This window comes from Stenotrophomonas sp. CASM106, from assembly GCF_049384825.1.
Classification (GTDB): Bacteria; Pseudomonadota; Gammaproteobacteria; order Xanthomonadales; family Xanthomonadaceae; genus Stenotrophomonas; species Stenotrophomonas muris.
Map to the genome: position 1 here is coordinate 371,904 of NZ_JBMRFS010000002.1, position 26,291 is coordinate 398,194.

Genomic DNA, 26,291 nt, shown 5'->3' on the forward strand with positions numbered 1-26,291 from the left:
AGCCGCACCGGGGAATGCCCGGTGCGGTCATTCGTCGCGTCGCGAGGCCAGCCGATCCGCCAGCCGGGTCGGTTCCGGCAGCCGGTAACCGCGCAGCGTGCGCTGCACCCAGTCCAGCGCGGTATCGGCACTGACCCGATGGCCGCCGGCCACGAACAGCGGCTTGCAGCGCACCTTGCTGCGCAGCACCCAGCCCAGTTGTTCGTCGCCATCCTGCAGCGGCGCATGTGCACCGGCCTCGGCGCCCGGTTCGACGAACCGGCCCACCAGCTTTGACTTGGCCACGCCGATGCTGGGCAGGTCGGTGACCACGCCCAGATGCGCGGCCACGCCCAGCCGGCGCGGATGGCTGATGCCATGGCCATCGACGAACACCAGGTCCGGCGTGCGCGGCAGCAGCGCCAGCGCGGCCAGCAGTGCCGGCAGCTCGCGGAAGCTGAGCAGGCCGGGGATGTAGGGCATCACCGTGGGGATGCGCGCGATCTCCTGCGCCACGGGCTTCAGCGTCTCCACGTCCAGCAGTACCGCCGCGGCGCGGGTGATGGCGCCGTCGTCTTCAAAGCCAACATCCAGCCCGCCCAGCCAACGGACGTCGCGTGGCAGGCGGTCCTGGCGCTCCACGCGGCCGGCCAGCTGGAGCTGCTGCGCGCGTGCCGCGGAGACGCTGCCTTCCCAACATCCGGGATCGATCACCGTATTCATCGGTCACAGCATCGCACGGGCGGCGCCACGGCCCGGTGAGCGGCGGCCGGGCTACAATGGCGGTCTGCCTTTCCTCGCGTTGGAGACCCTGCAGTGACCCGTAAACTCGTACTGTTGCGCCATGGCCAGAGCCAGTGGAACCTGGACAACCGCTTCACCGGCTGGGTCGATGTCGACCTGACCGAGCAGGGGCGCCGGGAAGCGGCCGCCGCCGGTCGCCTGATGCGCGAGGAAGGCCTGCAGTTCGACGTCGCCCACACCTCCGTGCTCAAGCGTGCCATCCACACCCTGCAGGGTGCGCTGGCCGAGCTGGAGCAGGACTGGCTGCCGGTGAACAAGTCCTGGCGCCTCAACGAGCGGCACTACGGCGGCCTGCAGGGGCTGGACAAGGCCGAGACCGCGGCCAAGCACGGCGAAGAGCAGGTCAAGGTCTGGCGTCGTTCGTACGACATCCCGCCGCCGCCGATGGACCTGGAAGATCCGGGCCACCCGATCCATGACCGCCGCTACGCCGGTCTGGACCGCAACGCGCTGCCGGGCACCGAGTCGCTGGCCACCACCCTGGACCGCGTGCTGCCGTACTGGCACGACGCCATCGCGCCGCAGCTGAAGGACGGCAAGACCGTGCTGGTCACTGCCCACGGCAACTCGCTGCGCGCGCTGTACAAGTACCTCAACAATGTCTCGCGCGAGGAGATCCTCGAGCTGAACATCCCGACCGGCATCCCGCTGCTGTTCGAACTGAACGACGACCTGACCGTGCAGTCGTTCCGCTACCTGGGCGACCCGGAAGCAGCGCGCAGGGCCGCCGAAGCCGTGGCCAACCAGGGCAAGGCGAAGTAAGAAGCACAAGGCCGGCGCAAGCCGGCCTTCGCTTTTGTCGAGCCGAGCCCACGCTCGGCCGGCGCTGTCGCAACCCGGTAGAGCCAACCCATGGGGGCTGCATCAGCCAGCTACGAGGGATCCATGCGGCGCACCTTCGGCGGCTGCAACGCGGCAATGTCGATGACGTGTTCCTGGCATATCACCTGATAGTGCGTGAATGGGCCCGGGTAACTGACATCGGCAAAGGTGGCATGGTCCAGATAATCGAGGAACTTCGAACGGCTGTAGCGGCGGAACAGGTTGCCGCTCCAGCTTTCGGCGTCGTCCCAGCGCTGGTAGGACTCGTTGTGCACGGCGTAGCTGATGTAGTGGTCCCAGATCAGCTCAAAACGCTGCGAGTGGGGCATCACCTCTATCGCACGCGCATCATCGATTGAACGTCCATGAGCGAGCTCCACACGGGAGGGCTTTCCGACCACCAGGCCTTCCTCGACGACCAGGCGCAGACGATTCGCTTCCGGCTCGCCGATGCCCGCCAGGAACAGACACTCACAAGCGTCGATGGCCCGCAGCAGCGCAGCTTCGTCCATGGTCATGAGGTCCAGTGATCGCGTAAGCCAGAGCATAGCGGCATGCAGACGGAGCCGCGCCATGCGCTCGTGACCTTTGGCCGGTCCCCAGCGTCGCTCCCGCGGCTACCCTGTGAAATTACCCGCAGGAGAGCCTCATGAACGTCCGCAATCTGGTCCCGCTGGGCCTGACCATCGCCATCGCTGCCTCACTGGCGGCCTGTGGCAAGAACGAAACCGCCCCGGCGGCCAGTGCCGACGCCAAGCCGGCCTTCGACCTGTCGCAGATCAAGACGCCGCTGATCTCGCTCAACAGCGCCGACCTCGATCCGGCCATTCCGGCCTGTACCGACCTCAATGGTTTCGTCAACAGCAAGTGGCTGAAGGCCAACCCGGTGCCGGGCGACCAGACCACCTGGGGCAGCTTCGAGATCCTGCGCGAGCGCTCGCTGGAAGTGCAGCACGCGCTGGTGCAGCAGGCCGCCGCCAGCCAGGCCAAGGCGGGCTCGGTGGAAGCGAAGATCGGTGACATCTGGAAGACCGGCAACGATGAAGCGAAGATCGAAGCTGCCGGCCTGGCGCCGCTGCAGCCGCAGCTGGACAAGATCACCGCGCTGAACGACACCGCCGCCATCACCCGCTACCTGCGCGACAGCCAGGCCGAGGGCAAGGGCGTGCTGTTCTCGCTGTTCGCCAATGCCGACTACAAGGATTCGGCCAACGTCATCGCCTACGTCGGCCAGGGTGGCCTGGGCCTGCCGGAGAAGGGCTACTACTTCGACGATGCGCAGGCCAAGATCCGCGACGCCTACGTGGCCTATATTGCACAGGTGCTGACCCTGTCCGGCGTGGACGCGGCGCAGGCCGCCGAGCAGGCGAAGGCCGTGATGGCCTTCGAAACCCGCCTGGCCAAGGCCTCGATGTCGCGCATCGAAATGCGTGACCCGGCCAAGCGCTACAACCCGCTCAGCGCGGCTGAGGCCGACAAGCTGACCCCGAACTTCAGCTGGACCGCGCTGTTCGAGACCCTCAAGGTGCCGGCCGCGCAGAAGTTCTCGCTGGCCCAGCCGGGCTTCTTCGGTGAAATGGACAAGATGCTGGCCGATGTGCCGGCCAGCACCTGGCAGGCCTACCTGCGCTTCCACACCATCGACGACGCCTCGCCGTACCTGAGCAGCCAGTTCGAGAAGGCCAACATCGATTTCTATGGCACCACCCTGCGTGGCCAGAAGGAAATGCAGCCGCGCTGGAAGCGCGTGCTGGAGTCGGTCAACGGTGGCATGGGCGAAGCCCTGGGCCAGCTGTACGTCGACGCCGTGTTCCCGGCCGAGTCGAAGGTCGCCATGCAGCACCTGGTGGAAAACCTGTCGCAGGCGCTGAAGGCGCGCCTGGAGCAGCTGCCGTGGATGGGCGAAGAAACCAGGAAGAAGGCCCTGGAGAAGTGGGCCAGCTTCACCCCGAAGATCGGTTACCCCGACAAGTGGCGTGACTGGGCGGGCCTGCAGACCAACGGCGACAGCTACCTGGGCAACATGCAGGCGGCGCGTGCGTTCAACTACCGCTACATGCTGGACAAGATCGGCAAGCCGGTGGACAAGACCGAGTGGGGCATGACCCCGCAGACCGTCAACGCGTACTACAACGCCACCAAGAACGAGATCGTGTTCCCGGCGGCGATCCTGCAGGCACCGTTCTTCGACGCCAAGGCCGATCCGGCGCTGAACTACGGCGGCATCGGTGCGGTCATCGGCCACGAGATGATGCACGGCTACGACGACTCGGGCAGCCAGTTCGCCGCCAACGGCAACTTCGACAACTGGTGGACCGACGCCGACCGCAAGGCCTTCACCGAGCGTACCGACCAGCTGGTCGCGCAGTTCGACGGCTATGAATCGGTGCCGGGCGTGTTCGTGAAGGGCAAGCTGACCCTGGGCGAGAACATCGGCGACCTCGGCGGCCTGACCGTGGCCTACGACGCGTTGCAGATGGCGCTGAAGGAAGACCCGAAGGCGAATGTCGAAGTGGATGGCCACAGCCAGGACCAGCGCTTCTTCATGAACTGGGCCACCGTGTGGCGCCGCAACTTCACCGATGGTGAGCTGCGCGTCCGCCTGAACACCGATCCGCACGCCCCGGCCAACTTCCGTGCCAACGGCGCACCGTCGAACATGCCGTCCTATGCCGCTGCATTCCAGTGCAAGGCCGGCGACGCGATGGTGCGTGCCGACGACAAGCGCGTGGTGATCTGGTAATCGATCACCGTGACTGCGTGATGCGAAAGGCCCGGCGAATGCCGGGCCTTTTGTCTTCCAGGCCGGTAGCGCAGCGCCGACTGGTAGAGTCGACTGACAGTCGACTCTACCGACGGGTCGTTTCACCTTCCGGAAGATCTCAGGCCAGCTCCGGCTCCCGCGCCAGCATGCGATGGAAGCGCTGCAGCACGTAGGGATCGACCAGCCCTCCAGACTGCGAATCGATGATCCGCAACGCGGTTTCGTGCTCCATCGCGTCGCGGTAAGGGCGCACGCTGGTCATCGCATCGTAGGCATCGGCGATGGTGACGATGCGTGCGCCCAGCGGGATGGATTCGCCGCGCAGCCCATCGGGATAGCCGCTGCCATCGAAGGCTTCGTGATGGGCGCGGATCAGCCGCGCCACGAGCGCGGCGTCGCTGCGGCCGGTGGCCAGGAAGATGTGCTCGCCGCGCACCGGATGCTCGCGCATGATCGTGCGCTCCTCATCGGTATGCCGGCGCGGTGCCAGCAGTACGTCGTCGGGAATGCCGATCTTGCCGATGTCGTGGAAGCGCGCGGCCAGGCCGACCTGCGCACAGGCCTGGTCGTCGAGATCGCAGTGCGCGGCCAGCCGCTGCGCGAACAGGCCGACGCGGTCGCAGTGATGGCGGGTGTAGGCGTCGCGCATCTGCAGCGACATCGAGAGGGCATCGATCAGGCAGGCCTGCGCGTGCAGCAGGTCGGGGGCGGGTACGGCGTCAGGAAACATGGTCATCCGCCCGCACCGGGTGGGGACCGGTGCGGGGTGTTCGGGGGGCGATCAACCCGGGGCGAGGGTGGTCAGAAGGGCGCGGGCCGCGTTGAAGCGGTCTTCCGGCAACGGCAGCGGGTGCTTGATGCGCAGCTTGTCGGGCCCTTCCATGGCGTACAGGTTCGGTTGCTTCTGGATCAGCTGGATCACCGCCATCGGGTCGATGTTCGGCTTGGATTCGAACACGATGCGGCCACCATTTTCGCCCAGGTCCAGCTTGCGGATGCCCAGCGTGTTGGCCTTCAGCTTCAGCTCGGCGATGGCGAACAGGTGCTTGGCCGCATCCGGCAGCAGGCCGAAGCGATCGATCATCTCCACCTGCAGTTCGCGCAGCGCATCGCTGTCGCGCGCGCTGGAAATACGCTTGTACAGGGTCAGGCGGGTATGCACGTCCGGCAGGTAGTCTTCCGGGATCAGTGCCGGCACATGCAGTTCGACCTCGGCACCACGCACTTCCTCGCCGGCATCAAGGTCGGGCAGCTTGCCCTGCCTGATGCTGCGCACCGCGCGCTCCAGCAGCTCGGTGTACAGGCTGAAGCCGACCTCGGCCATCTGCCCGCTCTGGTCCTCGCCGAGCAGTTCGCCGGCACCGCGGATTTCCAGATCGTGCGTGGCCAGGGTGAAGCCGGCGCCCAGCTCGTCCATCGAGGCGATCGCTTCCAGGCGCTTCTCAGCGTCGGGGGTGATCGCGCGGCGGTCGGGCGTGATCAGGTACGCGTAGGCGCGGTGGTGCGAACGTCCGACGCGGCCACGCAGCTGGTGCAGCTGGGCCAGGCCGAAACGGTCGGCACGGTTGATGATGATGGTATTGGCGTTGGGGATGTCGATGCCCGACTCGATGATCGTGGTCGACAGCAGCACGTTGAAGCGCTGCTTCTGGAAATCCAGCATCACCTTTTCCAGCTCGCGCTCGGGCATCTGCCCATGGGCGATGCCGATGCGCGCCTCCGGCACCAGCTCGGACAGCTCGCGCTGCATGCGGCCGATGCTTTCCACGTCGTTGTGCAGGAAATACAGCTGGCCACCACGCGCCAGCTCGCGCTGGAAGGCTTCGCGCAGCAGCGCGTTGTCCCACTGGGTGATGAAGGTCTGCACCGCCAGCCGGTTCGGCGGCGGCGTGGCGATGATCGACAGGTCGCGCAGGCCGGCCATGGCCATGTTGAGCGTGCGCGGAATCGGTGTGGCGGTCAGGGTCAGCAGGTGCACGTTGGCGCGCAGCGCCTTCAGCGCTTCCTTCTGGCGTACGCCGAAACGCTGCTCCTCGTCGACGATGACCATGCCCAGGTCCTTGAACTTCACGTCCGGCTGCAGCAGGCGATGGGTACCGACGATCACGTCGATGGTGCCGGCGGCGACCTTTTCCAGCTCGGCCTTGATTTCCTTGGTGGTCTTGAAGCGCGACAGCACCTCGACCTTCAGCGGGTAATCGGCGAAGCGGTCGCGGAAGTTGCGGTAATGCTGTTCGGCCAGCAGCGTGGTCGGCACCAGCACAGCCACCTGCTTGCCGGCACTGGCGGCCGCAAAGGCCGCACGCACCGCCACCTCGGTCTTGCCGAAGCCGACGTCGCCGCAGACCACGCGGTCCATCGGCTGGCTGCTGGCCAGGTCGCGCAGGGTGGCGTCGATCGCGGCCAGCTGGTCCGGGGTCTCCTCGAACGGGAAACCGGCCGCGAACGGCTCGTACATCGCGCGGTCGACCTGCAGTGCCAGGCCGGCACGCGCCTGGCGGCGGGCCTGGATCTCCAGCAGTTCGGCGGCGACGTCGCGTACTTTCTCGGCGGCCTTGCGCTTGGCCTTGCTCCACTGCTCGCCACCGAGCGAATGCAGCGGCGCGGTTTCCGCCGACGCACCGGAATAGCGGCTGATCAGGTGCAGCTGGGCGACCGGCACATACAGGCGGTCGCCCTTGGCATATTCGATTTCGAGGAACTCGCCGGGCATGCCGCCGACGTCCATCGCGATCAGGCCACGATAGCGGCCGACGCCATGATCCTCGTGCACGATCGGCGCGCCCTCGGTCAGTTCACCGAGGTCGCGGATGATCGCTTCCGGCTCGCGGCCGGCACGGCGCGTGCGCCGGGTGCTGCCGGCGCGCTCGGGGAACAGCTGGCGCTCGGTCAGCACCGCGATGCGCGGATCGTCCAGCGCGAAGCCATCCTCCAGCGGTGCCACCGCGATCGCGAAGCGCGCGTCGTCGGCGAGGAAGCTGGGCAGGTCGGCCACCACCGGCGGCTTCAGCTCGGCGGCCTGCAGCACTTCCAGCAGCGCCTCGCGGCGGCCGGGTGAATCGGCGGCGATCAGTACCCGGCCCGGATAATGGCCGAGGAAGGATTTCAGCGCATCGCCAGCGGGGGCTTCGCGCGCGGCCACCGGCAGCGGTGGCAGCGGCTGGTCGCCCAGCGCGTGCGCGTCGGCGATGCGCGCATGGTCAGCCGCCCACACCTCGATGCGCGGGGCTTCGTTCAGGCGCTCGCGCAGCAGCTCCGGCGACAGGTACAACGCCGACGGCGGCAGCAGCGGGCGCTCCACATCATGGCGGCGCTGCTCATAGCGGTCCGCAGTCTGCGCCCAGAACGCGACGGACGCTTCATACGCACCGGCACAGACCACCGGCAGGCTGCCGCTGGGCAGGTAGTCGAACAGGGTTGCGGTGCGTTCGAAGAACAGCGGCAGGTAGTACTCGACGCCGGCCGGCGCCAGTCCGGACTTCAGGTCCTGGTACAGCGAACTGCGCCGGGTATCGACATCGAACCGCTCGCGCAGCGTGGCCAGCACGCGGGCGATGCTGGCTTCATCCATCGGCACTTCGCGGCCGGGCAGCATGTGCACCGCCTCGACCTTGTCCAGCGAACGCTGGCTTTCCGGGTCAAAGGCACGGATCGAGTCGATGTCCTCGTCCAGCAGTTCCACCCGCAGCGGCTCGTCGGCACCCATCGGGTACACGTCGAGCAGGCCGCCGCGCACAGCGAAGTCGCCCGGATCCATCACCTGCGGCACGTTGCGGTAGCCGGCGCTTTCCAGGCGGCGCTTCTCGGCTTCCAGGTCCAGGCGCTGGCCGACCTTCAGGTCGAAGCTGCCACCGATCACGTAGCTGCGCGGGGCCAGCTGCTGCAGCAGGGTCTGCACCGGCACGATCACCAGGCCACGCTTCAGCGCGGGCAGGCGGTGCAGGGCGGCCAGGCGCTGCGAAATGATGTCCGGATGCGGACTGAAGCGGTCGTAGGGCAGGGTTTCCCAGTCCGGGAAGGCGACCACCGGCAGGGCCGGATCGCCGCCGAGCAGGGTGTGCAGGTCGGCTTCGAGCTGGTTGGCACCGTGGTTGTCACGGGCGATCACCAGCAGCGGGGCGTCGTGCGCACGCGCGGCCTGGGCAAGGTACCAGGCCAGGGCGGTCGGCGAGGCGGGGGCGCGCCACCAGGCGCGGAGCTGGCCGGCGCGCGGCAGCGGCGGGGCGGGGTATGAGGTACGCGACATGGACCCCGGATTTTAGCAGAAGCCCGATCGAAGCCCGGTGGGTCGTGCCGGCCGATTGCCGGCAGCCTCATGTGCCGTTGGGGTAACGCAGTTCAGGCCAGCGGCCGGCACTACCGGCAGGCATCGCCGGGCGGGGCCCGGCGCATCTGTCAGTTGTCCAGCTCCAGCACCATCCGCACCAGGCCTTCGGCACCGGCCGGGTGCGGGACCGGCTTGAAGCCCAGCGAGGCGGCCAGCTGTTTCATCGGCTCGTTCTCGGCGGCGACGTCGCCGTACAGGCGGTCCAGGTACTTGCCGCGGCCCCACTTCACCAGCTTGCGCATCAGCTGCCGGCCCAGGCCCTGGCCAATGAGGAAGCGGCTGATCAGGATCGCGTACTCGGCTTCACGGGTGCCGGGGATGATCGAGGCCCGGGCGACCGCGCCGACCACCGCTTCGCCAGCGGGCAGGGATTCGGCTGCGACCAGGGTGATCTCGGTCTTGGGATTCGGGTGGGTCAGGCGCTGGGTGGTTTCCGGCGAAAGCTCGGTCACCGCCTGCAGGAAACGATCACGGATTTCTTCCGGCCCGAACAGGCTGAACGCCGCTTGCAGCGGTGCGCCATCTTCCGGGCGGATGGGGCGGATCAGCAGCTCGTGGCCGCTGGGAGCCTTGAAGATCTCATGCCAGGGCGGCATGCGGTTGCGAGTGGCCATACCGGGTGATTCCTTGGTGGTCCATCGATTGTGGCATCACCGGGGCTGCATTCCGTGAACGAAAGGCTCACGGCGGTACAGCCTCGTGAAGGCCGTCATTCGGGGGCTTTGAGCCAATCCAGGCGGGTGCTGGCCCCCGGTTCGCCCAGGTGCTGGCGCAGCGCCGGCAGGGCCGGGCCGACCACCCGGTCGAACTGCCACGGCGGGTTGAGCAGCAGCATGCCGCTGCCGTTGAGGCGCAGCGGCGAGTCGTCCGGGCGCACCAGGAACTCGATCGTCATCGCCGATTTCACCGGCAGGGCGGTGGCCTTGCGCAGGAAGTGCAGGATGGTGCGGCGCTGCTTGATCGGGAACCACACCGCGCAGGTCGCCTGTGGCCAGCGCGCCAGGGTCTCGGCCAGGGCGGCCAGAACGGCCTGGTACTCGGCGTCCTGGGCCTCGTACGGCGGGTCGATCAGCACCAGGCCACGGCCGATCTTGCTGCCGTTGAACTTCGGCGGCAGCAGCGAGCGCAGCAGGGCATAGCCATCGCCAGCGCGCACATCGACGCGGCTGTCATGGGCGAACAGGGCCTTCAGCGTGGCCGTTTCGGCTTCCTGCAGCTCGCAGACCGCCATGCGGTCCTGCGCGCGCATCGCCTGTGCGCTCAGCAGCGGCGAGCCCGGGTAGTTGGTCAGCGCGCCCACCGGGTTGTCGGCCTGCACCGCCTTCAGGTAGCGCTCGACCACCTCCGGCAGCCTGGGCTGGGCCATCAGCCGCATGATCCCGGATTCGGCCTCCAGGGTCTTGCGGCTCTCTTCGCTGGCCAGCAGGTAGCGGCCGGCACCGCCGTGGGTGTCGAGCACGAAGAACGGGCTGTCCTTGCGCTTGAAGCTGTCGATCAGGGCCAGCTGCACGATGTGCTTGAGCACATCAGCGTGGTTGCCGGCGTGGAAGGCGTGGCGATAGTTCATGGGCGGCAGTGTACGGGGCGGCGGCCGCAGCGGCTATGCTGCGCGCCATGACAGCTCCCGTTGCCCATGTCCTGGTGGTCGAGGACGAAGCCGCCATCGCCGAAACCGTGCTTTATGCGCTGCGCAGCGAAGGCTATGCCGCCAGCCACTGCCTGCTGGGCGGCGAGGCCCTGCAACGGCTGCAGGCCGGCGATATCGACGTGGTGGTGCTGGACGTGGGCCTGCCGGACCTGGGCGGTTTCGAGGTCTGCCGGCGGCTGCGTGCGCAGCCCGGGCCGGCGGCGCAGCTGCCGGTGATCTTCCTGACCGCCCGCAACGATGAAGTGGACCGCGTGCTCGGCCTGGAACTGGGCGCCGACGATTACATGACCAAGCCGTTCTCGCCGCGCGAGCTGGTGGCGCGGGTGCGCGCGCGCCTGCGTCGTGCGGCAGCGGTCGTCGCAGCGCCCCGCGCGGACGCCGGCTGGCAGGAACACGGGGCGTTCGCGATCGACCGCGAAGGCCGGCGTATCCGCTTCCGCGGCCATGCGCTGGACCTGACCCGATACGAGTACGCGTTGCTGGAAGCGCTGCTGCAGCGGCCCGGTGCCATCCTCAGCCGCGCGCAGCTGATGGACCGGGGCTGGGACAGCAGCGCCGACAGTGCCGACCGCACCGTCGACACCCATGTAAAGACGTTGCGCGCCAAGCTGCGTGCGGCTGGTGCCAGCGACGACCCGATCCGCACCCACCGTGGCCTTGGCTACGCGCTGGAGGTCTAGCCGATGCGCCTGGTACTGAAGCTGTTCCTCGGCTTCTTCCTGATCACCGGCATCGCCGCGTTCTTCGTGATGCGCGTATTCGTCAACGAGGTGAAGCCCGGTGTGCGCCAGGCGATGGAATCGACCCTGGTCGACGCGGCCAACGTGCTGGCCGAGATGGCCGCCGCCGACGTCAAGGACGGCACCATCCGCAGCGGCAGCTTCACCCGCAACCTGGCCAAGGCGCGGCAGCGCGACCTGAAGGCGATGGTCTGGCGTTTTCCCAAGCGATCGCTGGATTACCGGGTGACCATCACCGATGCCAGGGGCATCGTCATCTACGACTCGCTGGGCCGCGACCTCGGGCGTGACAATTCGCGCTGGAACGATGTCTACCGCACCCTGCGTGGCGAGTACGGCGCCCGCTCCAGCCCGGAAATACCAGGCGAAGAAGGCGATACGGTGATGCACGTGGCGGCGCCGGTATACGACCCGGCCGATGGGCGCACCCTGATCGGCGTGCTCAGCCTGGCCCAGCCCAACCGCAGCATCGATCCGTTCATCGCCGCCAGCCAGCGCGCCATCATCGAGCGCGGCGCCTGGTTGATCGGGCTGTCGGCGCTGGTCGGCGTGCTGGTGACGATGTGGCTCACCACCGGCCTCGGCCAGCTCAGCCGCTATGCACGCGCGGTCAGCGCCGGCGAACCGGTGCCACCGCCACGGCGCCGCCGCGACGAGATCGGCGACCTGGGCCAGGCGCTGGAAACCATGCGCCGCAAGCTGGAGGGCAAGGCCTATGTCGAACAGTACGTGCAGTCACTGACGCATGAAATGAAGAGCCCGCTGGCGGCGATCCGCGGTGCCGCCGAGCTGCTGCAGGAGCCGCTGCCCGAGGCCGACCGCGTGCATTTCGCGCGCAGCATCGTCGACCAGCAGGAGCGGCTGACCGAGACCATCGACAAGCTGCTGGCGCTGGCCGAAGTGGAACAGCATGGCTGGCTGCAGACCCGCGATCCGATCGCGCTGCCAACGTTGCTGGCCGATGCGGCAGCGGCGGCGCAGGTGCGTGCGCAGGCGGCCGGCGTGCAGGTCAGCATCGGCAGCGCGCCCGACCTGCGCGTGCAGGGCGATGCCTATCTGCTGCGGCAGGCGTTGCACAACCTGATCGACAACGCCATTGCCTTCTCACCGCCCGGCGCGGACATCGCACTGCAGGCCGAGGTGGACGGGCAGGGCGTGCGCCTGCAGGTGGCGGATCGCGGTGCCGGCATTCCCGACTACGCGCGCGAACGGGTGTTCGAACGCTTCTATTCGCTTGCCCGCCCGGGCAGCGGCCGGCGCAGTTCCGGCCTGGGCCTGCCGTTCGTGCAGGAGGTCGCGCGCCTGCACGATGGTCGCGCCAGCCTCGACGCGCGCGACGGCGGTGGCACCGTGGCCAGCCTTTGGCTGCCGTTGTCAGTGCCGGGCCAGCGTCCGCGCCGCTGACTTCACACTCGCTTCAACTTCGCCACAAACCCTGCTCACCGCAGCGGTCCATCCTGCAGCCCTCTCCAACGAGGATGGACCATGAAATCCCTGAAGATGCTGCTGAGGTTCGCCATTGTCGGCGGGCTGATCCTGTTGCTGCTGGTGCCGCTGATGATGATCCGCGGGGTCATCACCGAGCGCAGCCAGTACCGCGACGAGGCCTTTGCCCGGGTGGCCGACAGCCGTGCCGGCACGCAGCAGCTGGTGGGCCCGGTACGGGTGGTGCCGTGGGTGGAACGCAAGCAGGTTGAACTGGTTGACCCGCTGGGCGTCAAGAAGACCGAGATCCAGGTGACCGAGGGCCACTGGCTGCAGATGCCGGCGTCGCTGGAGGTGGGGGGCGAGATGCTGCCGAGCCAGCGCGAGGTCGGCCTGTTCAAGGTGCCGGTGTACAGCTGGAATGGCCAGTTGAAGGCGACCTTCGCCGAAGACGACTATCCGGTGAAGAACGGCCGCACCTATGGCCAGCCCTATGTGGCGCTGGGGGTTTCCGATGTGCGCGGCCTGGTGGGCACGCCGAACCTGCGGGTGGACGGCAAGCAGCTGCGGTTGCTGCCCGGCGTAGGCGTGGCCAGCGAAATCGGACGTGGCCTGCATGCGCCGGTGAGCGGTTTCGCCGCGGATCAGGGCGGCGCGCTGGCCGCCAGCACCGTTGAACTGGAGCTGCGCCTGGATGGCAGCCGCATGCTGTCGGTGGTGCCGGTGGGCGATGACACCCGGATCGCGCTGCGTTCGAGCTGGCCGCATCCGTCGTTCAGCGGCGCCTTCCTGCCCAACGAACGGCGTGTCGATGCACAGGGCTTCGATGCACGCTGGGCGGTGTCCTCGCTGGCCTCCGATGCACAGCGCCAGCTGCGCAGCGAGGGCTCGATCGATTCGCAGGCCGTGACGGTGTCGCTGGTCGATCCGGTCGACACCTACACCCAGGCCGACCGTGCCTCGAAGTACGGCGTGCTGTTCGTGGTGCTGACCTTCGTCGGCTTCATCCTGTTCGAACTGATCAAGTCGCTGCGCATCCATCCGCTGCAGTACCTGATGGTCGGCCTGGCGCTGGCGATCTTCTTCCTGCTGCTGATCAGCCTGTCCGAGCACATCGCGTTCTGGAAGGCCTACCTGGTCTCGGCCGTGGCCTGCATCGGCCTGCAGGCGGTGTACCTGGCCAACGTGCTGGGCCACTGGAAGCGCGGCCTTGGCTTCGCTGCGCTGCTGACCGTGCTGTACGGCGCGCTGTATGGCCTGCTGGTGTCGGAGAACAACGCACTGCTGATGGGATCGCTGCTGCTGTTCGTGATCCTGGCGCTGGCGATGTGGGTGACCCGCCGGGTCGACTGGTACGCGCTTGGCGCGGACCTGAAGTAAGGAGCACGCCATGAGCTGGCGCCAGGGATTGCGGCAACGGGCGCGGCAGGGCATTCCGGCCCTGCTGGAAGTGGATGCACTGCTGCAGGCACATGGCGTGCTGGCGGCCCTGCCGGGGGCACGGATCGCCCCCGGCGTGGTCCGCTTCCAGCTTGCCGCGGTGACCTGCGAGGGATTGCAGGGCAAGGGCCTGGCCTGGTTGCAGGGCGCGCGGCAGGGACGCGGTGCGCTGGCGGGGAAGGTGCCGCGCTACCGGCCATGGAAGGCCGGGGCGGAAGCACTCGCGGAAATCGGCATTGGTGGCCTGCCCGATGACTGGCCCGCGCATGCGGCGGTGTATGGCTGCAGCAGCATCGACCGGCGGCACTGGTTGCTGCTGCTGCCGGAGCGGGCGCAGCTGTGGCTGGGGTGGAGTGGGTGAGGTGGTTTGGCAGATGCGACCCAACCACTCTTCTGTGGGGGCGAACCCTGGTTCGCACGCTTCCGCGCCGCCCATGACCGATGGGACGGTATCGCGGCGCCGCTGCTGGCTAGACTCGATGGGTTGATGAGCAGGCCGGAAGGCAGGGGTGCGATGTGTTGAAGTGGGGCGTGCTGGCCGTAGCGCTGGCAATGGGTGGCAATGCAGCGGCGCAGCAGCGCGAATCAGTGGACCTGGACATGGTCAGCCGCATCCGCCAGGAGGCCTTCCACCGTTCGCAGGTGATGGACACCTTCAGCTATCTCACCGAACGCATCGGCCCGCGGCTGACCAACTCCCCGGCGATGGGCCGCGCCAACGCGTGGACCCGCGGCAAGTTCAACGAATGGAAGCTGGACAACGTCCACGACGAAGCGTTCGATGACTTTGGCCGTGGCTGGGAGTTCACCTCGGCCAGCGTGGAAATGCTGGGCGACCGTGTGCAGCCGCTGCATGCACTGCCCAAGGCCTGGACGCCGGGCACCAAGGGGCCGGTTGAAGGCGAGCTGGTCCAGGTCGAGATCAAGAAGCCCGAAGACATCGAAAAGTACCGCGGCAAGCTGCGCGGCAAGATCCTGCTGCTGGGCGAGGCGCGCGAGTACAAGCGCGGCACCGAGCCGGATTCCCATCGGCATGACGCGACCTCGCTGGAAGGGCTGCAGGCGTTCACCCTGCCGAAGGACCAGGACGCCACCGCCGAACGTGCCAAGCGGGTCAAGGAGTACCAGGAACGCCAGCAGCTGGCGACCAGGGTCAATGCGTTCTTCGTCGAAGAAGGGGCGCTGGCCTCGATCAGCATCAGCAGCTGGGACAACGGCATCATCCGCGTTGCCGGTGGTGGTTCGCGCAAGGCCGGCGAGCCGGTCGGCATCCCCGAGCTGGCGATGATCAGCGAGCACTTCAACCCGCTGGTGCGCGCGCTGAAGGCCGGGCAGACCGTGCGCCTGCGCGTGGATGTGGCCGCGCGCTTCACCGATGACGCCGACCAGCCCGGCTACAACACGCTGGCCGAGATCCGCGGCAGCAGCAGGCCTGATGAAGTGGTGATGATCGGCGCGCACCTGGATTCCTGGCACAGCGGCACCGGCGCGGCCGACAACGCCGCCGGCGTGGCAGTGATGATGGAGGCCATGCGCATCCTCAAGGCCACCGGCGCCAGGCCCAAGCGCACCATCCGCGTGGCGCTGTGGAGCGGCGAGGAGCAGGGCCTGATCGGCTCGCAGGCCTATGTGGCCAAGCATTTCGGCCGGTTCCCGGAGCCCACCGACCCGGCGCAGAAGGCGCTGCCGGCGTCGCTGCGCGAGCCGACCGGTGCACTGCAGAAGACCCGCGATTACAGCAAGTTCCAGGTCTACTTCAACATGGACAACGGCTCCGGCCGCTTCCGGGGCATCTACGCCCAGGAAAACCTGGCGGCGATGCCGATCTTCGAAGCCTGGCTGGCGCCGTTCCATGACGTCGGCGCCACCACCGTGGCGACCCGCAACACCGGCAGCACCGACCACATCAGCTTCGACCGCATCGGCCTGCCGGGCTTCCAGTTCATCCAGGACCGGCTGGACTACTTCACCAATGTCCACCACAGCCACCTGGACACCTGGGACCACGCCGAACCGGAAGACCTGAAGCAGGCCGCAGCCATCGTCGCCTCGTTCGCCTACAACGCCGCGATGCGCGAGCAGCCGTTCCCGCGCAAGGTGGAACCGTAAAAGGGGACGGAGGGGATTAAGTCGCATCTCCCCTCCGTTTCCCGGTTGCAGTACCCACGGGCTGGGCAATCGCGACTTAATCCCCTCCGTCCCCTTTTTCCGTCGGGGGCGGCGGGCTGGTAAAATCGGGGGATTCCCGTTCCTCGAGCCGTCCATGACCTGCCGCACCCGCTTCGCCCCCAGTCCCACCGGCTACCTGCACATCGGTGGTGCCCGCACCGCGCTGTACTGCTGGCTGGAGGCCCGCCACCGTGGCGGCGAGTTCGTGCTGCGCATCGAGGACACCGACCGTGAACGCAGCACCCAGGGCGCGATCGACGCCATCCTGGAGGCGATGGAGTGGCTGGGCCTGGACTACGACGAAGGCCCGATCTATCAGACCGACCGCGTCGCCCGCTACCGGGAAGTGGCAGAGCAGCTGATCGCCGACGGCAAGGCCTACTACGCCTACGAAACCCGCGAAGAGCTGGACGCGATGCGCGAGGCCGCCATGGCCAGGCAGGAAAAGCCGCGTTACAACGGCGCTGCACGCGAACTGGGCCTGCCGTACAAGGACGACCCGAACCGCGTCATCCGCTTCAAGAACCCGCTGGAAGGTACGGTGGTGTTCGACGACCTGATCAAGGGCCGCATCGAGATCGCCAACAGCGAGCTGGATGACATGGTCATCTTCCGCCCGGACGGCTACCCCACCTACAACTTCGCGGTGGTGGTGGACGACTGGGACATGGGCATCACCGAGGTCATCCGCGGCGACGACCACATCAACAATACCCCGCGCCAGATCAACCTGTACGAGGGCATTGGTGCGCCGGTGCCGAAGTTCGGCCACATGCCGATGATCCTGGACGAGCAGGGCGCCAAGCTGTCCAAGCGCACCGGTGCGGCCGACGTGATGCAGTACAAGGACGCCGGCTACCTGCCCGATGCGCTGCTGAGCTACCTGGCCCGCCTGGGCTGGTCCCACGGTGACCAGGAGCTGTTCAGCCGCCAGGAGCTGATCGACCTGTTCGACGTGAAGGACTGCAATTCCAAGGCCTCGCGTCTGGACATGGCCAAGCTGGGTTGGGTCAACCAGCACTTCCTGAAGACCGAGGACGTGGCCGCCATCGTGCCGCACCTGGTCTACCAGCTGCAGAAGCTGGGCCTGGACGTGGCCGCCGGCCCGGCCCCGGAGGATGTGGTGATCGCCCTGCGTGAACGCGTGCAGACCCTGAAGGAAATGGCCGAGAAGGCCGTGGTCTGGTACCAGCCGCTGACCGGGTACGACGAAGCGGCGGTGGCCAAGCACCTCAAGGCCGGTGCCGAGGTGGCGCTGGGCAAGGCCCGCGAACTGCTGGCAGCGTTGCCGGAGTGGACCGCCGAGTCGGTGGGCGTCGCCCTGCACGACACGGCCGCAGCGCTGGGAATCGGCATGGGCAAGGTCGCCCAGCCGCTGCGCGTGGCGATCACCGGCACCCAGGTCAGTCCTGACATCTCCCATACCGTGTACCTGGCCGGCCGCGAGCAGGCCTTGAAACGCATTGATGTGGCCATCACCAAGGTAGCAACGGCCTGAGGCATCCTTGCCAGGCCCGAACCGGAGAACACGCATGCCCGCCAAGACCGCCACTGCCTGTACCGCCCCGCACCACCACGTCCACGACGCATCGGATTTCGTGGCGGTGGTCGAGCGTGTCTCGCGCGAACGCGGGCTGCGCCTGACCCCGATCCGCGCCAACGTGCTGAAGCTGATCGCCGAGGCCGGCAAGCCGGTCAAGGCCTACGAGCTGCTGGAATGGGTGCGCAACGGCAAGGGCGTGGGCGCCGATGCCCCGCCCACCGTGTACCGCGCGCTGGACTTCCTGATGGCCAATGGCTTCGTGCACAAGCTGGAATCGGTGAATGCCTTCGTGGCCTGCCACCATCCCAGCAGTGCCGCGCATTCGGTGCCGTTCCTGATCTGCAACAGCTGCCACAGCGCGGTGGAACTGGAAGACCGCGAGATCGTCACCCAGCTGGAGAAGCGCGCCAAGGAGCTGGGCTTCCAGCCGCAGGCACAGACGCTGGAAGTGCATGGCCTCTGCGCGCGCTGCGCCGGCTAACGCAACGGTAGGGCCGGCCGCTGGCCGGCATTTTGGAAACGGGGTCAGATCCCTTTGCCACTGGCAAAGGGATCTGACCCCGTTTCATACCGGTGCGGCAGGGCCTGCGTCCTAGTCCATCGGCTTGGACCGGGTATCCACCCGCACGATCACCGACATGCCGGGCCGCAGCTGCTTTGCCAGCTTCTGATCCCTGTTGATCGATATCCGCACCGGCAGCCGCTGCACCACCTTGGTGAAGTTGCCGCTGGCATTGTCCGGGCGCAGCACGCTGAATTCCGACCCGGTGGCTGGGGCGATCTCCTGCACGCGGCCCCGCAGCACCTGGCCCTGGAACGCGTCCACCGAGAACGTCGCCGGTTGGCCGATCGCCATGCCCCAGGTCTGGCCTTCCTTGTAGTTGGCCACCACCCACAGCGTGTCAGGTACCAGGAACAGCAGCTGCGAACCGGCAGCGACGTACTGGCCCACGCGTACGCTGGCTTCGCTGATCTGGCCGTCGCGTGGTGCGTGGATCACCGTGTTGGCCAGGTCGATGCGGGCCAGTTCCAGCTGCGCCTGCGCGCTTTCCACCTGCGCTTCCAGGCTCTTGCGCGCGACCTGGGTCGACACCAGCGTTTCCTCGGCGATGCGGATCTGCGCCTGCGACTGTTGCACGCTGGCCTGTGCCGACGCCTGGGTGGTGCGGAACTTGTCGCGGTCGTTGATGGACACCAGCTGCTGCGCCGCCAGTTCCTCGTAGCGTTTCAATTCATTGCGCGAACGCTGCAGTTCGGCCTGGCCGGCCGACAGCGTGGCGCGGGCGGAGGCAATCTGTGCGCGGTTCTGCGCCTGTGACTGGTCCGAGTTGGCCAGCGCCGCGCGCGCGCTGTCCAGCGTCGCCTGCGCCTGGGCCACGCGCTGCGCATAGATGCGGTCATCGATGCGCAGCAGCGGCTCGCCCTGCTTCACATGCTGGAAATCCTTCACCAGCACTTCGGTCACATAGCCGTTCACCTGCGGCGCCATCACCGTGATCTGGCCGCGTACATAGGCGTTGTCGGTCACCATCACGCTGCTGGTGAACGGCCACAGGTGCCAGGCGCGCAGGATCAGCGCAATGCCCAGCAAGGCCACTACCACCATCACCACCACGCTGCGGGCGCTGGGCTTGAGGTACTTCGGCGCGACCGCAGGTTCTACCGGCGTGGCCGCGGGCGCCGCGTCGGTCGGCGGCGGTGGGGTGACGTTGTCGGTGTCGTCGGGGCGGGGCGGGACGGGAGGCATGGGAGGACTCAACGGGACGCGGCCGGCGTGGACGCGGTGGAAAGGGCGGGGTGGCGCTTGCGCCATTGCTTGAGCACGGCGGTGCGCAGCGACAGCAGCAGCAACCAGCACAGGAAGCCGATCGCCAGCCAGCCGCTCAGCGTGAACACGTCATTGAAGCCACGCACGTTGGCTTCGCGGCGCGTGGTCTGCGCCAGCTGCGCGCTGCCCTGCGCACTGCGCAGCACCGGGTCGGTGATCTGCGCAGCGTACAGCTGCTGCTGGATGCGCAGCCGTTGCGCGACCACCGGATCGGCCGGATCGAGCTGGCTGGTCAGCGCGCTGGAATACAGCTGCTCGCGATGCAGCTGGAAGGTCCCCAGCACCGCCGAACCTGCCAGGCCACCCAGGGTCTGCGTGATCGACAGCGTCACCAGGAAGGTGATCATGTGGTCGACGCCCTGTTTCAACGCGGCGGAGATGCCGAGCATGATCAGCGGGCCCATGAACATGCCGGCACCGACCGAGGCCAGGAACTGGCTGGCGTAGAAGTCGTGCGGCCGGTCCAGGCTGGTGCGGTGCTGGTCGAAGAACGCGGCGGCGCCCAGCAGCAGGATCGCCATCAGCAGCTGCGCGATCAGCCGCTTCGGTCCGAAGGTGAGCGAGGCGCCGGCGATGCCGACGATCACCCCGGCCAGGATCACTACGAACAACGGCCGCATCTGGTCAGGCCCCATGCCCAGCGTGCGCATCAGGTTGACCACGCCGTAGGACTGCTCGGTGGTCAGGAAGCGGATCAGGAACGCGCCGACGATGAAGTGCAGCACCGGCAGCTTCGACAGCCAGCGGATCTGCAGCAGCGGATTGCGCCGGTAGTGTTCGATGATGAAGGCGGTGGTGGACAGCACGATCGAGGCGACCAGCGCCCAGCCCAGCCATGGGGTGTTGAGCCACCAGCGGGTGTAGCCCTGCGCCAGCACGATCACCAGCAGCGCGACCGCCGGCGCGAGCAGGGCGAAAGTGAGGAAGTCCAATGGCTCGAACGCCTTCACCTGGATGCCGGGCGGCAGCTTCAGCACTACCACTGCCGCGAACGCGCACAGGGCCAGGCCGGCTTCGAAGGAGTACAGCTGGTGCCATTGGCCGGTATCGACCAGGCCTGGTGAAACGATCCAGGCGATCGGCACCGCCAGCTGCGACAGGCCGACACCGACCACCAGCAGGTTGCCGGTGAATCGCCGCGGCAGCGCCTGCAGCATGTACAGCGTGCCCAGTGTGGAACAGGCCGCACCCGCGAAGCCGCTGGCGGCTCGGGTCAGCATCGTGGTCTCGAAGCTGCCGACGAACAGGTGCAGCACCGCCAGCGCCGCATACAGGCCCAGGCCGATCTCGGCGAACAGGCGGATGCCGTACTGCTGGCGGAACTTGAAGGCCAGCAGGTTGGCGGTGACATTCACCATCGCATACGCGGCCACCAGCCAGCTGCCCTGGGTCGGAGTGAGCGCCAGCTGGCCCTGCAGGAACGGCAGGTTGGCGGTGACCAGCGCATTGCCGAGGCCGCCGGTGATCGCCACCAGCAACGATACCAGCGCATAGGCCGCGCGCCGGTACGGCGGGTGCCAGGGCATCGACGCCGAGCCGGGCATGGTCGGCTTCTCATGCTCCTCCCAATCCGGAACCGGCTTCAGATACGGCTGGACCATCAACGGGCCTCGCTGGCAGCTCCCTGGAGACCCCCACGCAGCAGCTGCAGGGCACGCCCGGCCAACTGGGCGCGCTCGTCGCGGGTCTTGCCGCGCAGGGCCGCACCCAGCATGCCCGAGATCAGTGAAATATCCGTCTTTTCCAGGTCGTCACGGCACAGCCCGGCGGCCTTGGCGCGCGCGATCGGTTCCTCCAGCAGGTCGCGCACGGTCTCGCGCGCGGCGCGCATGGACGGCACGTCCGAATCAACCGCACGCCAGTAATCGGCCAGTGCCGGCGAATCGATGATGCGCTGGGCCATGCCCTCGAACACCTCGAACAGGGCGTCATCGCGGTCACCGAGCTGTTCGACCTGGCGCCGGATGCGGTCGACCGTGCGCTGCAGCAGCGCCTGGATCAGCGCGGTGCGGTCGGGGAAGTTGCGGTACAGGGTGGCGCGGCCCACCTGGGCGCGTTCGACCACCAGATCCAGCGGGGCGGTGACGCCATGTTGGCCGAAGACATGATCGGCGGCGTCGAGGATGAGGGCACGGCGGGCAGCAGCATCGGCACGTTGAGCGGTCATGGAATTATTTTCGGACAAAAGTGTCCGATTGGCGAGACTTTGAGTGACGGGATTGTCCGGTTGTTGTCGTACGCACACCTTTGTGACGGATGCGTGATGGCGTGGGACGGAATGAAAACGGGGGCCCGAAGGCCCCCGTTCAATGCGGTGGTGCCAGAGCCCTTTCCTTCGGAAAGGGATCCGACCCCGCCGTGCGCGATCAGAAGAACGCGCGGATCCCGAATGCGACTCCACGGCCTGGCAGCGGCGAGTAGTCGCGCAGCAGCGAGGTATGCGGGCGCACTTCGCGGTTGGTCAGGTTGCTGCCATCCAGGAACACCTCGTAGCTGTTGCCCGCGTTGCGATCCCAGCGGTAGGCCAGGTGCGCGTCGACCAGCGTGTAGCCGTCGCTCGGGGCTTCGTTCTGGGCAACGTCCTTCTGGCGGCTGTAACGCACCGCACCGACCGAGGCGCGCCAGCCGTCCTTCGACCAGCGCAGGTCGGCACCCACGCGGGCCGGGGCGATACGCGGCAGGTAGCCGGTGTTGGCCAGCTCCACGCTGTAATTGTGGTTGTGGTCGCCGTGCGGCACGGCGATGTCGAGGTTGCGGCTGCCGCTGCCATCCAGCTTGGCCTTCACGTAGTCGCCGAACAGGCGCAGATCCCAGTCACCGGCGCCACCCTCGAACAGGTGCACCAGCGCTTCGGCCTCGGCGCCGCGGAACACCGCGTCCTGCTGGGTCCAGGCGCGGACCGGCAGGCCTTCGGTAACACCGGTGTCGGCGAGGTAGATGAAGTCCTTGAACTTGGTCTGGTAGACCGACGCGGAGAAGTCCAGGCGATCGCTGTGGGTATGGATGCCCAGTTCGACGCGCTGGCCGCGCTCGGTTTTCAGGTTGGCGTCGCCGATCTCCAGCGAGCGGGTGGCGATGTGCGCGCCGGCGGCGTACAGCTCTTCGTTGGTGGGTGCACGCTCTGAGCTGTCCACGCCGATGCGCAGGTCAACGGCATCGTTGAGCTTCCAGATACCGGCGGCAGACAGGTTGGTGGCACCGAACGTGCGGCGACGGTAGTCACCGGTCGGGTCCAGCTTGACCTGGTCGTGGCGGCCACCCAGTTCCAGCTTGAACGGGCCGAACTGCTTTTCCTGCAGCACGAACAGGCCGATGTTCCTGGTGCCGGTATCCGGTACGAACGCCTCTTCGCCCTTGGCGCCGAAATCGCTGTTGCCGAACTGCAGGCCGAACGCGCCGTCCCAGCCGCCGATCTGCTGCTGCACGGCTTCCAGGCGCGCTTCGATACCACGGTTGGTGAAGCGCGTCGACGGCGTGCCGGCCTCCAGCTCCACGTGCTCGTAGTCGGTGTAAGCCACGCGTGCGTTGATGTTCTTCAGGAACGAGACCGGGTTGTAGATGCCGGCCTTGGTCTCGAAGCGGTTCTGCACCATGTCGATGCGCACGTCATGCTCGTCGCCGCCTTCCTCTTCATCGCCGTGGTCGTGACCGTGGTCATGGCCATGGTCATCACCATCGGCATGCACGTGCGCGCCGTTGGGAATGCCGTAGTTGGTGCGATAGGTGCTGGCCGACACACCGAAGTAACCACCGTCGCCCAGCCACGTTGCGCCGACGCCGCCGGCGCGGGTGCGGATCGAACTGTTGTCCAGGCGGCCGCGGCGCGGTTCTTCGCCCTCGGCTGCATCGTGATCATGGTCGTGATCGTGGTCATGGTGGTCTTCAAGGCTGTCGATCACCGCGTAGCCGGGAATGCGGTAGTCGTCGCCATTGCGCACCAGGCCATCCACGTGCAGCACGACATTGCCGCTGACACCATCGAGGCGGAACATGCCGCTGCGCTCATTGTTCACCGAGTTGCCGCGCAGCTCGGCGCGGCCGCTGAGCGGGCGCTCCGGCAGTTCGCGCGCGATGCGGCCATCCACCACATTGACCGCACCACCGATGGCGCCGCTGCCGAACAGCAGCGTGGCCGGACCCTTCAGCACTTCGATCTGGTCGGCCAGGAACGGCTCGATGCTGGTGGCATGGTCGGCGCTGACCGTGGAGGCGTCCATGTTGCCCATGCCATTGGACAGCACGGCAACGCGCGGGCCTTCCTGGCCGCGGATGATCGGGCGGCCGACGCCGGGGCCGAAGAAGGTGCTCTGTACGCCGGGCAGCTTGGCCACGGTATCGCCCAGGGTGCCGGCCTTCTGCTCGTCCAGGCGCTCACCGGCCAGCACGTCCACCGGGCGCGCCAGGGATTCGGCATCGCCCTGCAGCGGCGACGCGGTGACCTGTACCGAGGAGAGTTCGGTCAGGTGGCGGTCACGGTGGGAGGTGTCCTGGCCGGCTGCAAAGGCGACGGACGGCAACAGGGCGGCGAGGGCCAGGGCCAGGGAATGCGGCTTGAGCCGAGGGGTGTGGGCGGGCATGGGCAGGTCCTTTGTTACAATGTATCAATCGCAGGGCGCACGAATCCCGTCGAGGGGACAGGGGGAGGGGAAACCGTGCGGTTCGGAGAGGGATGTTATATTATTCCATAACGATTCGCCGACCCTGCTGGAAGTCATGTCCCTGTCCTCACGCCTGCGCCACCTGCTCGATCGTTTCGGTGCCACTGGTTCGATGCTGTGCGCAGTGCATTGCGCGGTGATCCCCGTGCTGCTGGCGGCGGCGCCGTCGCTGGGCCTGTCGTTCTGGCTGAGCGATGGCGTGGAACAGGCGCTGGTGGTGTTCGTGACCCTGCTCGGGCTGTTCAGCCTGGTCTGGGGCTATCGCCGCCACGGTGCGCTGCGTGCGCTCGGCTTCCTGATCCCCGGCCTGGTCGCGCTGTGGGCCGGCGTGCTGTACGACCCGCTGCACCACAATGCGGTGCCGCATGCGGTGGTGATGACCATCGGCGGCCTGCTGGTGGGCGTTGCCCACCTGGTCAACCTGCGCCTCAACCACGGCCACGTGCACGACGCAAGCTGCGCGCACTAGGCACGCCGTGATAGGATTTCCGATCGTGCGCGGGGGCGCCCAGCAAGGCGGCCCCGCCGAACCCGTGTCAGTACGGGGTAACCAGATTTCACACTTGAGGAGTTGAAGACATGGGTAAGGGTGACCGCAAGACCGCCAAGGGCAAGCGCTACAACGCCAGCTACGGCAACGCCCGTTCGCACACCGCGAGCAAGGTCGCCGTAGGCGCCGCCGCCCCGGTTGCCAAGAAGACCGTGGCCAAGGCTCCGGCGAAGAAGGCCGTGGCGAAGAAGGCCGTCGCCAAGGCCTGATCAGGCCGACCGACCGGTCCAAGGAAAACGCGGCGCCTGGCGCCGCGTTTTTTTATGCGCGTTCCTGCAGGGCCGAGCCCATGTTCGGCTGGCGTAATGCAGCCGAGCATGGGCTCGCTCTACAGGGAATTCAGCGCAGGGTCTGCTTCAGCGTTTCCGGATTGCCATCGTTCGGCGCGGCCGGCACCTGCAGCAGGTGGGCCAGCAGCGGGTAGACGTCGACATTGTCGAAGCCGTCGATCACCAGGCCCTGGCGGAACGACGGGCCGCTGGCCACGAACACCGCACGCATCGACGGTAGGGCATTGTCGTAGCCGTGCGAGCCACGGTCCTGCTTCGCGCGCTTGGCGATCTTCTCGCGGTGCAGCGCATCCCAGCCTTCATCCATCGCACAGACGATGGCCGGAACCCGCGGATGCGTGCCGTAGTGCCAGCGCGCCGGCAGGTTCTCCTTCTTCCAGCACTCGTAGTGCGCATGGCGGCCGAGCAGGGCGCGTTCGGCCTCAGCCTCACGACCGGCCACTGGCGCGAAGCCCACCGACTGGCCCTGGCTGACGTTGCGCGCGATGGACGGGTCGGCCATCGATTCGGTGGCGATCACGTGGCCGTCGGCGACGCTGGCCATGCCGTGGTCGGACACCACGATCACATTGGTGGTGGCGACCAGGCCGCGCTGCTGCAGGCCGTCGAGCACCTGGCCGACGATCAGGTCGGCGCGTGCGATGGCGTCGGCGTACTGCTTCGACCCGGGGCCGTAGTTGTGCCCGGCCTTGTCCACGTGCTCCATGTACAGCGTGGTCAGTCGCGGGGCATCGGCGTCGGTCTGTGCCAGCCAGTCGAGCACGATACCGGCACGCTGCTCCAGCGGTTCCTTGCCGTCGTAGATGCGCCACTGGCTGGGGCGCACACCACGGATTTCCGATTCACTGCCCGGCCACGACGTCGTGGCGGTGCGCACGCCGGCGTTCTCGGCGCCGACCCAGATCGGTTCACCGCCCCACCAGGCACTGGTGGTGACGGCCTCGCGGTTGCTCAGCTCGAAACGGCCCAGCGCTTCATCGTCCATGCTGTTGTTGACGATGCCATGGTGGTCCGGGCGCAGGCCGGTGACGATGGTGTAGTGGTTGGGAAACGTCAGGGAAGGATAGGACGGTGTCATCCAGCGGGCGCGCACGCCGCCGTCGATCATCCGCTGCAGGTTCGGGGTCAGCCCGCGGTCCAGCGCATCGGCGCGCAGGCCGTCGATGGAGATCAGCAGCAGCTTCGGCGGTGCGGCCGATGCGACGGACGTGGGAACGGAGGCGGTAGGGGCAGGCGCAGTGGTGCAGGCAGCCAATGGCAGCAGCAGCGCCAGCGAACAGGTCAGGCGTACGGAAGTCATCCGT

General features: G+C 67.5%; 22 protein-coding genes. 11 read left to right on the forward strand and 11 right to left on the reverse strand.

All coding sequences use genetic code 11. From position 1 onward, the window contains the following. Positions 1-27: 27 nt before the first annotated feature. On the reverse strand, positions 28-702 hold the full coding sequence (gene nfi / locus VG556_RS05480) for a deoxyribonuclease V (protein WP_100449656.1): 675 nt from the start codon (positions 700-702) through the stop codon (positions 28-30). A gap of 93 nt (positions 703-795) precedes the next feature. On the opposite strand from nfi, the gene gpmA reads away from it, so the two are divergent. Beyond that, positions 796-1,545 (forward strand): 2,3-diphosphoglycerate-dependent phosphoglycerate mutase, encoded by a 750-nt coding sequence (gene gpmA, locus VG556_RS05485; RefSeq protein WP_032958022.1) that lies wholly within the window; start codon positions 796-798, stop codon positions 1,543-1,545. A 110-nt stretch (positions 1,546-1,655) separates the two neighbouring features. Here the strand turns inward: gpmA and VG556_RS05490 are convergent, their stop codons facing one another. Next, the gene (locus VG556_RS05490) at positions 1,656-2,117 is read right to left on the reverse strand and encodes a hypothetical protein (RefSeq protein ID WP_238381422.1); all 462 of its coding nucleotides are present in this window, start codon (positions 2,115-2,117) and stop codon (positions 1,656-1,658) included. Between the two features lie 137 nt (positions 2,118-2,254). Here VG556_RS05490 and VG556_RS05495 point away from each other — a divergent pair, with 137 nt between their 5' ends. After that, the gene (locus VG556_RS05495) at positions 2,255-4,348 is read left to right on the forward strand and encodes a M13 family metallopeptidase (RefSeq protein ID WP_100449658.1); all 2,094 of its coding nucleotides are present in this window, start codon (positions 2,255-2,257) and stop codon (positions 4,346-4,348) included. A 139-nt stretch (positions 4,349-4,487) separates the two neighbouring features. Here the strand turns inward: VG556_RS05495 and VG556_RS05500 are convergent, their stop codons facing one another. The 4 genes from VG556_RS05500 to VG556_RS05515 all read right to left on the reverse strand — a co-directional run bounded on the left by VG556_RS05500 (position 4,488) and on the right by VG556_RS05515 (position 10,263). Next, positions 4,488-5,105: an HD-GYP domain-containing protein gene (locus VG556_RS05500; protein WP_100449659.1), complete on the reverse strand. Its 618-nt coding sequence runs from the start codon at positions 5,103-5,105 to the stop codon at positions 4,488-4,490. Positions 5,106-5,150: 45 nt separating this feature from the next. Then, positions 5,151-8,615: a transcription-repair coupling factor gene (mfd, locus tag VG556_RS05505; protein WP_100449660.1), complete on the reverse strand. Its 3,465-nt coding sequence runs from the start codon at positions 8,613-8,615 to the stop codon at positions 5,151-5,153. A 149-nt stretch (positions 8,616-8,764) separates the two neighbouring features. Further along, positions 8,765-9,310, reverse strand: coding sequence for a GNAT family N-acetyltransferase (locus tag VG556_RS05510; RefSeq protein WP_014646444.1), 546 nt, complete (start codon positions 9,308-9,310; stop codon positions 8,765-8,767). A 95-nt stretch (positions 9,311-9,405) separates the two neighbouring features. Continuing rightward, a complete protein-coding gene (locus tag VG556_RS05515) occupies positions 9,406-10,263 on the reverse strand; it encodes a 23S rRNA (adenine(2030)-N(6))-methyltransferase RlmJ (protein ID WP_014646445.1) in 858 nt (285 codons plus the stop codon). A gap of 35 nt (positions 10,264-10,298) precedes the next feature. Here VG556_RS05515 and creB point away from each other — a divergent pair, with 35 nt between their 5' ends. The 7 genes from creB (at position 10,299) to VG556_RS05550 (ending at position 18,142) form a co-directional block, all read left to right on the forward strand. Continuing rightward, positions 10,299-11,024 carry a two-component system response regulator CreB gene (creB, locus tag VG556_RS05520; RefSeq protein WP_075076204.1) on the forward strand — a complete coding sequence of 242 codons (726 nt, stop codon included), beginning with the start codon at positions 10,299-10,301 and terminating at the stop codon, positions 11,022-11,024. Between the two features lie 3 nt (positions 11,025-11,027). Beyond that, on the forward strand, positions 11,028-12,488 hold the full coding sequence (creC, locus tag VG556_RS05525; protein WP_046429643.1) for a two-component system sensor histidine kinase CreC: 1,461 nt from the start codon (positions 11,028-11,030) through the stop codon (positions 12,486-12,488). A gap of 81 nt (positions 12,489-12,569) precedes the next feature. Then, the gene (creD, locus tag VG556_RS05530) at positions 12,570-13,889 is read left to right on the forward strand and encodes a cell envelope integrity protein CreD (protein ID WP_032961974.1); all 1,320 of its coding nucleotides are present in this window, start codon (positions 12,570-12,572) and stop codon (positions 13,887-13,889) included. Positions 13,890-13,899: 10 nt separating this feature from the next. Further along, entirely contained in the window at positions 13,900-14,310 is a 411-nt protein-coding gene (locus VG556_RS05535) for a hypothetical protein (RefSeq protein WP_100449661.1), read from the forward strand. Positions 14,311-14,465: 155 nt separating this feature from the next. Continuing rightward, positions 14,466-16,058, forward strand: a complete 1,593-nt coding sequence (locus VG556_RS05540) for a M20/M25/M40 family metallo-hydrolase (RefSeq protein WP_014646450.1) — start codon at positions 14,466-14,468, stop codon at positions 16,056-16,058. Positions 16,059-16,212: 154 nt separating this feature from the next. Next, complete coding sequence (gene gltX, locus VG556_RS05545) at positions 16,213-17,616, forward strand: glutamate--tRNA ligase (RefSeq protein WP_100449662.1); 1,404 nt, start codon at positions 16,213-16,215, stop codon at positions 17,614-17,616. A gap of 34 nt (positions 17,617-17,650) precedes the next feature. Beyond that, positions 17,651-18,142 (forward strand): Fur family transcriptional regulator, encoded by a 492-nt coding sequence (locus tag VG556_RS05550; protein WP_004150412.1) that lies wholly within the window; start codon positions 17,651-17,653, stop codon positions 18,140-18,142. A 111-nt stretch (positions 18,143-18,253) separates the two neighbouring features. On the opposite strand, the gene VG556_RS05555 is transcribed toward VG556_RS05550, so the two are convergent. From VG556_RS05555 to VG556_RS05570, 4 genes are all read right to left on the reverse strand, one after another. Then, positions 18,254-19,408: an HlyD family secretion protein gene (locus VG556_RS05555; RefSeq protein ID WP_049420618.1), complete on the reverse strand. Its 1,155-nt coding sequence runs from the start codon at positions 19,406-19,408 to the stop codon at positions 18,254-18,256. An 8-nt stretch (positions 19,409-19,416) separates the two neighbouring features. Continuing rightward, the gene (locus tag VG556_RS05560) at positions 19,417-21,090 is read right to left on the reverse strand and encodes an MFS transporter (RefSeq protein ID WP_032956775.1); all 1,674 of its coding nucleotides are present in this window, start codon (positions 21,088-21,090) and stop codon (positions 19,417-19,419) included. Next, positions 21,090-21,656 carry a TetR/AcrR family transcriptional regulator gene (locus tag VG556_RS05565; RefSeq protein WP_014646454.1) on the reverse strand — a complete coding sequence of 189 codons (567 nt, stop codon included), beginning with the start codon at positions 21,654-21,656 and terminating at the stop codon, positions 21,090-21,092. Before VG556_RS05565 ends, VG556_RS05560 begins: the two co-directional genes overlap by 1 nt. A 199-nt stretch (positions 21,657-21,855) precedes the next feature. Next, positions 21,856-24,066, reverse strand: coding sequence for a TonB-dependent receptor (locus tag VG556_RS05570; protein WP_032956779.1), 2,211 nt, complete (start codon positions 24,064-24,066; stop codon positions 21,856-21,858). Positions 24,067-24,202: 136 nt separating this feature from the next. Here VG556_RS05570 and VG556_RS05575 point away from each other — a divergent pair, with 136 nt between their 5' ends. Together VG556_RS05575 and VG556_RS05580 are read left to right on the forward strand one after the other, a co-directional pair. Then, positions 24,203-24,616 carry a MerC domain-containing protein gene (locus tag VG556_RS05575; RefSeq protein WP_008264835.1) on the forward strand — a complete coding sequence of 138 codons (414 nt, stop codon included), beginning with the start codon at positions 24,203-24,205 and terminating at the stop codon, positions 24,614-24,616. 110 nt (positions 24,617-24,726) lie between these two features. Next, a complete protein-coding gene (locus VG556_RS05580) occupies positions 24,727-24,906 on the forward strand; it encodes a 30S ribosomal protein THX (RefSeq protein WP_004150462.1) in 180 nt (59 codons plus the stop codon). Positions 24,907-25,036: 130 nt separating this feature from the next. On the opposite strand, the gene VG556_RS05585 is transcribed toward VG556_RS05580, so the two are convergent. Beyond that, entirely contained in the window at positions 25,037-26,287 is a 1,251-nt protein-coding gene (locus VG556_RS05585) for an ectonucleotide pyrophosphatase/phosphodiesterase (protein ID WP_100449663.1), read from the reverse strand. Between the last annotated feature and the right edge of the window lie 4 nt (positions 26,288-26,291).

Excerpts from the sequence above, each read along its gene's own strand:
- nfi (WP_100449656.1), bottom strand. The coding sequence starts at position 702 with ATGAATACGGTGATCGATCCCGGATGTTGGGAAGGCAGCGTCTCCGCG.
- VG556_RS05490 (WP_238381422.1), bottom strand. The coding sequence starts at position 2,117 with ATGGACGAAGCTGCGCTGCTGCGGGCCATCGACGCTTGTGAGTGTCTG.
- VG556_RS05495 (WP_100449658.1), top strand. The coding sequence starts at position 2,255 with ATGAACGTCCGCAATCTGGTCCCGCTGGGCCTGACCATCGCCATCGCT.
- VG556_RS05500 (WP_100449659.1), bottom strand. The coding sequence starts at position 5,105 with ATGACCATGTTTCCTGACGCCGTACCCGCCCCCGACCTGCTGCACGCG.
- mfd (WP_100449660.1), bottom strand. The coding sequence starts at position 8,615 with ATGTCGCGTACCTCATACCCCGCCCCGCCGCTGCCGCGCGCCGGCCAG.
- VG556_RS05510 (WP_014646444.1), bottom strand. The coding sequence starts at position 9,310 with ATGGCCACTCGCAACCGCATGCCGCCCTGGCATGAGATCTTCAAGGCT.
- VG556_RS05515 (WP_014646445.1), bottom strand. The coding sequence starts at position 10,263 with ATGAACTATCGCCACGCCTTCCACGCCGGCAACCACGCTGATGTGCTC.
- creB (WP_075076204.1), top strand. The coding sequence starts at position 10,299 with ATGCTGCGCGCCATGACAGCTCCCGTTGCCCATGTCCTGGTGGTCGAG.
- creC (WP_046429643.1), top strand. The coding sequence starts at position 11,028 with ATGCGCCTGGTACTGAAGCTGTTCCTCGGCTTCTTCCTGATCACCGGC.
- creD (WP_032961974.1), top strand. The coding sequence starts at position 12,570 with ATGAAATCCCTGAAGATGCTGCTGAGGTTCGCCATTGTCGGCGGGCTG.
- VG556_RS05535 (WP_100449661.1), top strand. The coding sequence starts at position 13,900 with ATGAGCTGGCGCCAGGGATTGCGGCAACGGGCGCGGCAGGGCATTCCG.
- gltX (WP_100449662.1), top strand. The coding sequence starts at position 16,213 with ATGACCTGCCGCACCCGCTTCGCCCCCAGTCCCACCGGCTACCTGCAC.
- VG556_RS05550 (WP_004150412.1), top strand. The coding sequence starts at position 17,651 with ATGCCCGCCAAGACCGCCACTGCCTGTACCGCCCCGCACCACCACGTC.
- VG556_RS05555 (WP_049420618.1), bottom strand. The coding sequence starts at position 19,408 with ATGCCTCCCGTCCCGCCCCGCCCCGACGACACCGACAACGTCACCCCA.
- VG556_RS05560 (WP_032956775.1), bottom strand. The coding sequence starts at position 21,090 with ATGGTCCAGCCGTATCTGAAGCCGGTTCCGGATTGGGAGGAGCATGAG.
- VG556_RS05565 (WP_014646454.1), bottom strand. The coding sequence starts at position 21,656 with ATGACCGCTCAACGTGCCGATGCTGCTGCCCGCCGTGCCCTCATCCTC.
- VG556_RS05570 (WP_032956779.1), bottom strand. The coding sequence starts at position 24,066 with ATGCCCGCCCACACCCCTCGGCTCAAGCCGCATTCCCTGGCCCTGGCC.
- VG556_RS05575 (WP_008264835.1), top strand. The coding sequence starts at position 24,203 with ATGTCCCTGTCCTCACGCCTGCGCCACCTGCTCGATCGTTTCGGTGCC.
- VG556_RS05580 (WP_004150462.1), top strand. The coding sequence starts at position 24,727 with ATGGGTAAGGGTGACCGCAAGACCGCCAAGGGCAAGCGCTACAACGCC.
- VG556_RS05585 (WP_100449663.1), bottom strand. The coding sequence starts at position 26,287 with ATGACTTCCGTACGCCTGACCTGTTCGCTGGCGCTGCTGCTGCCATTG.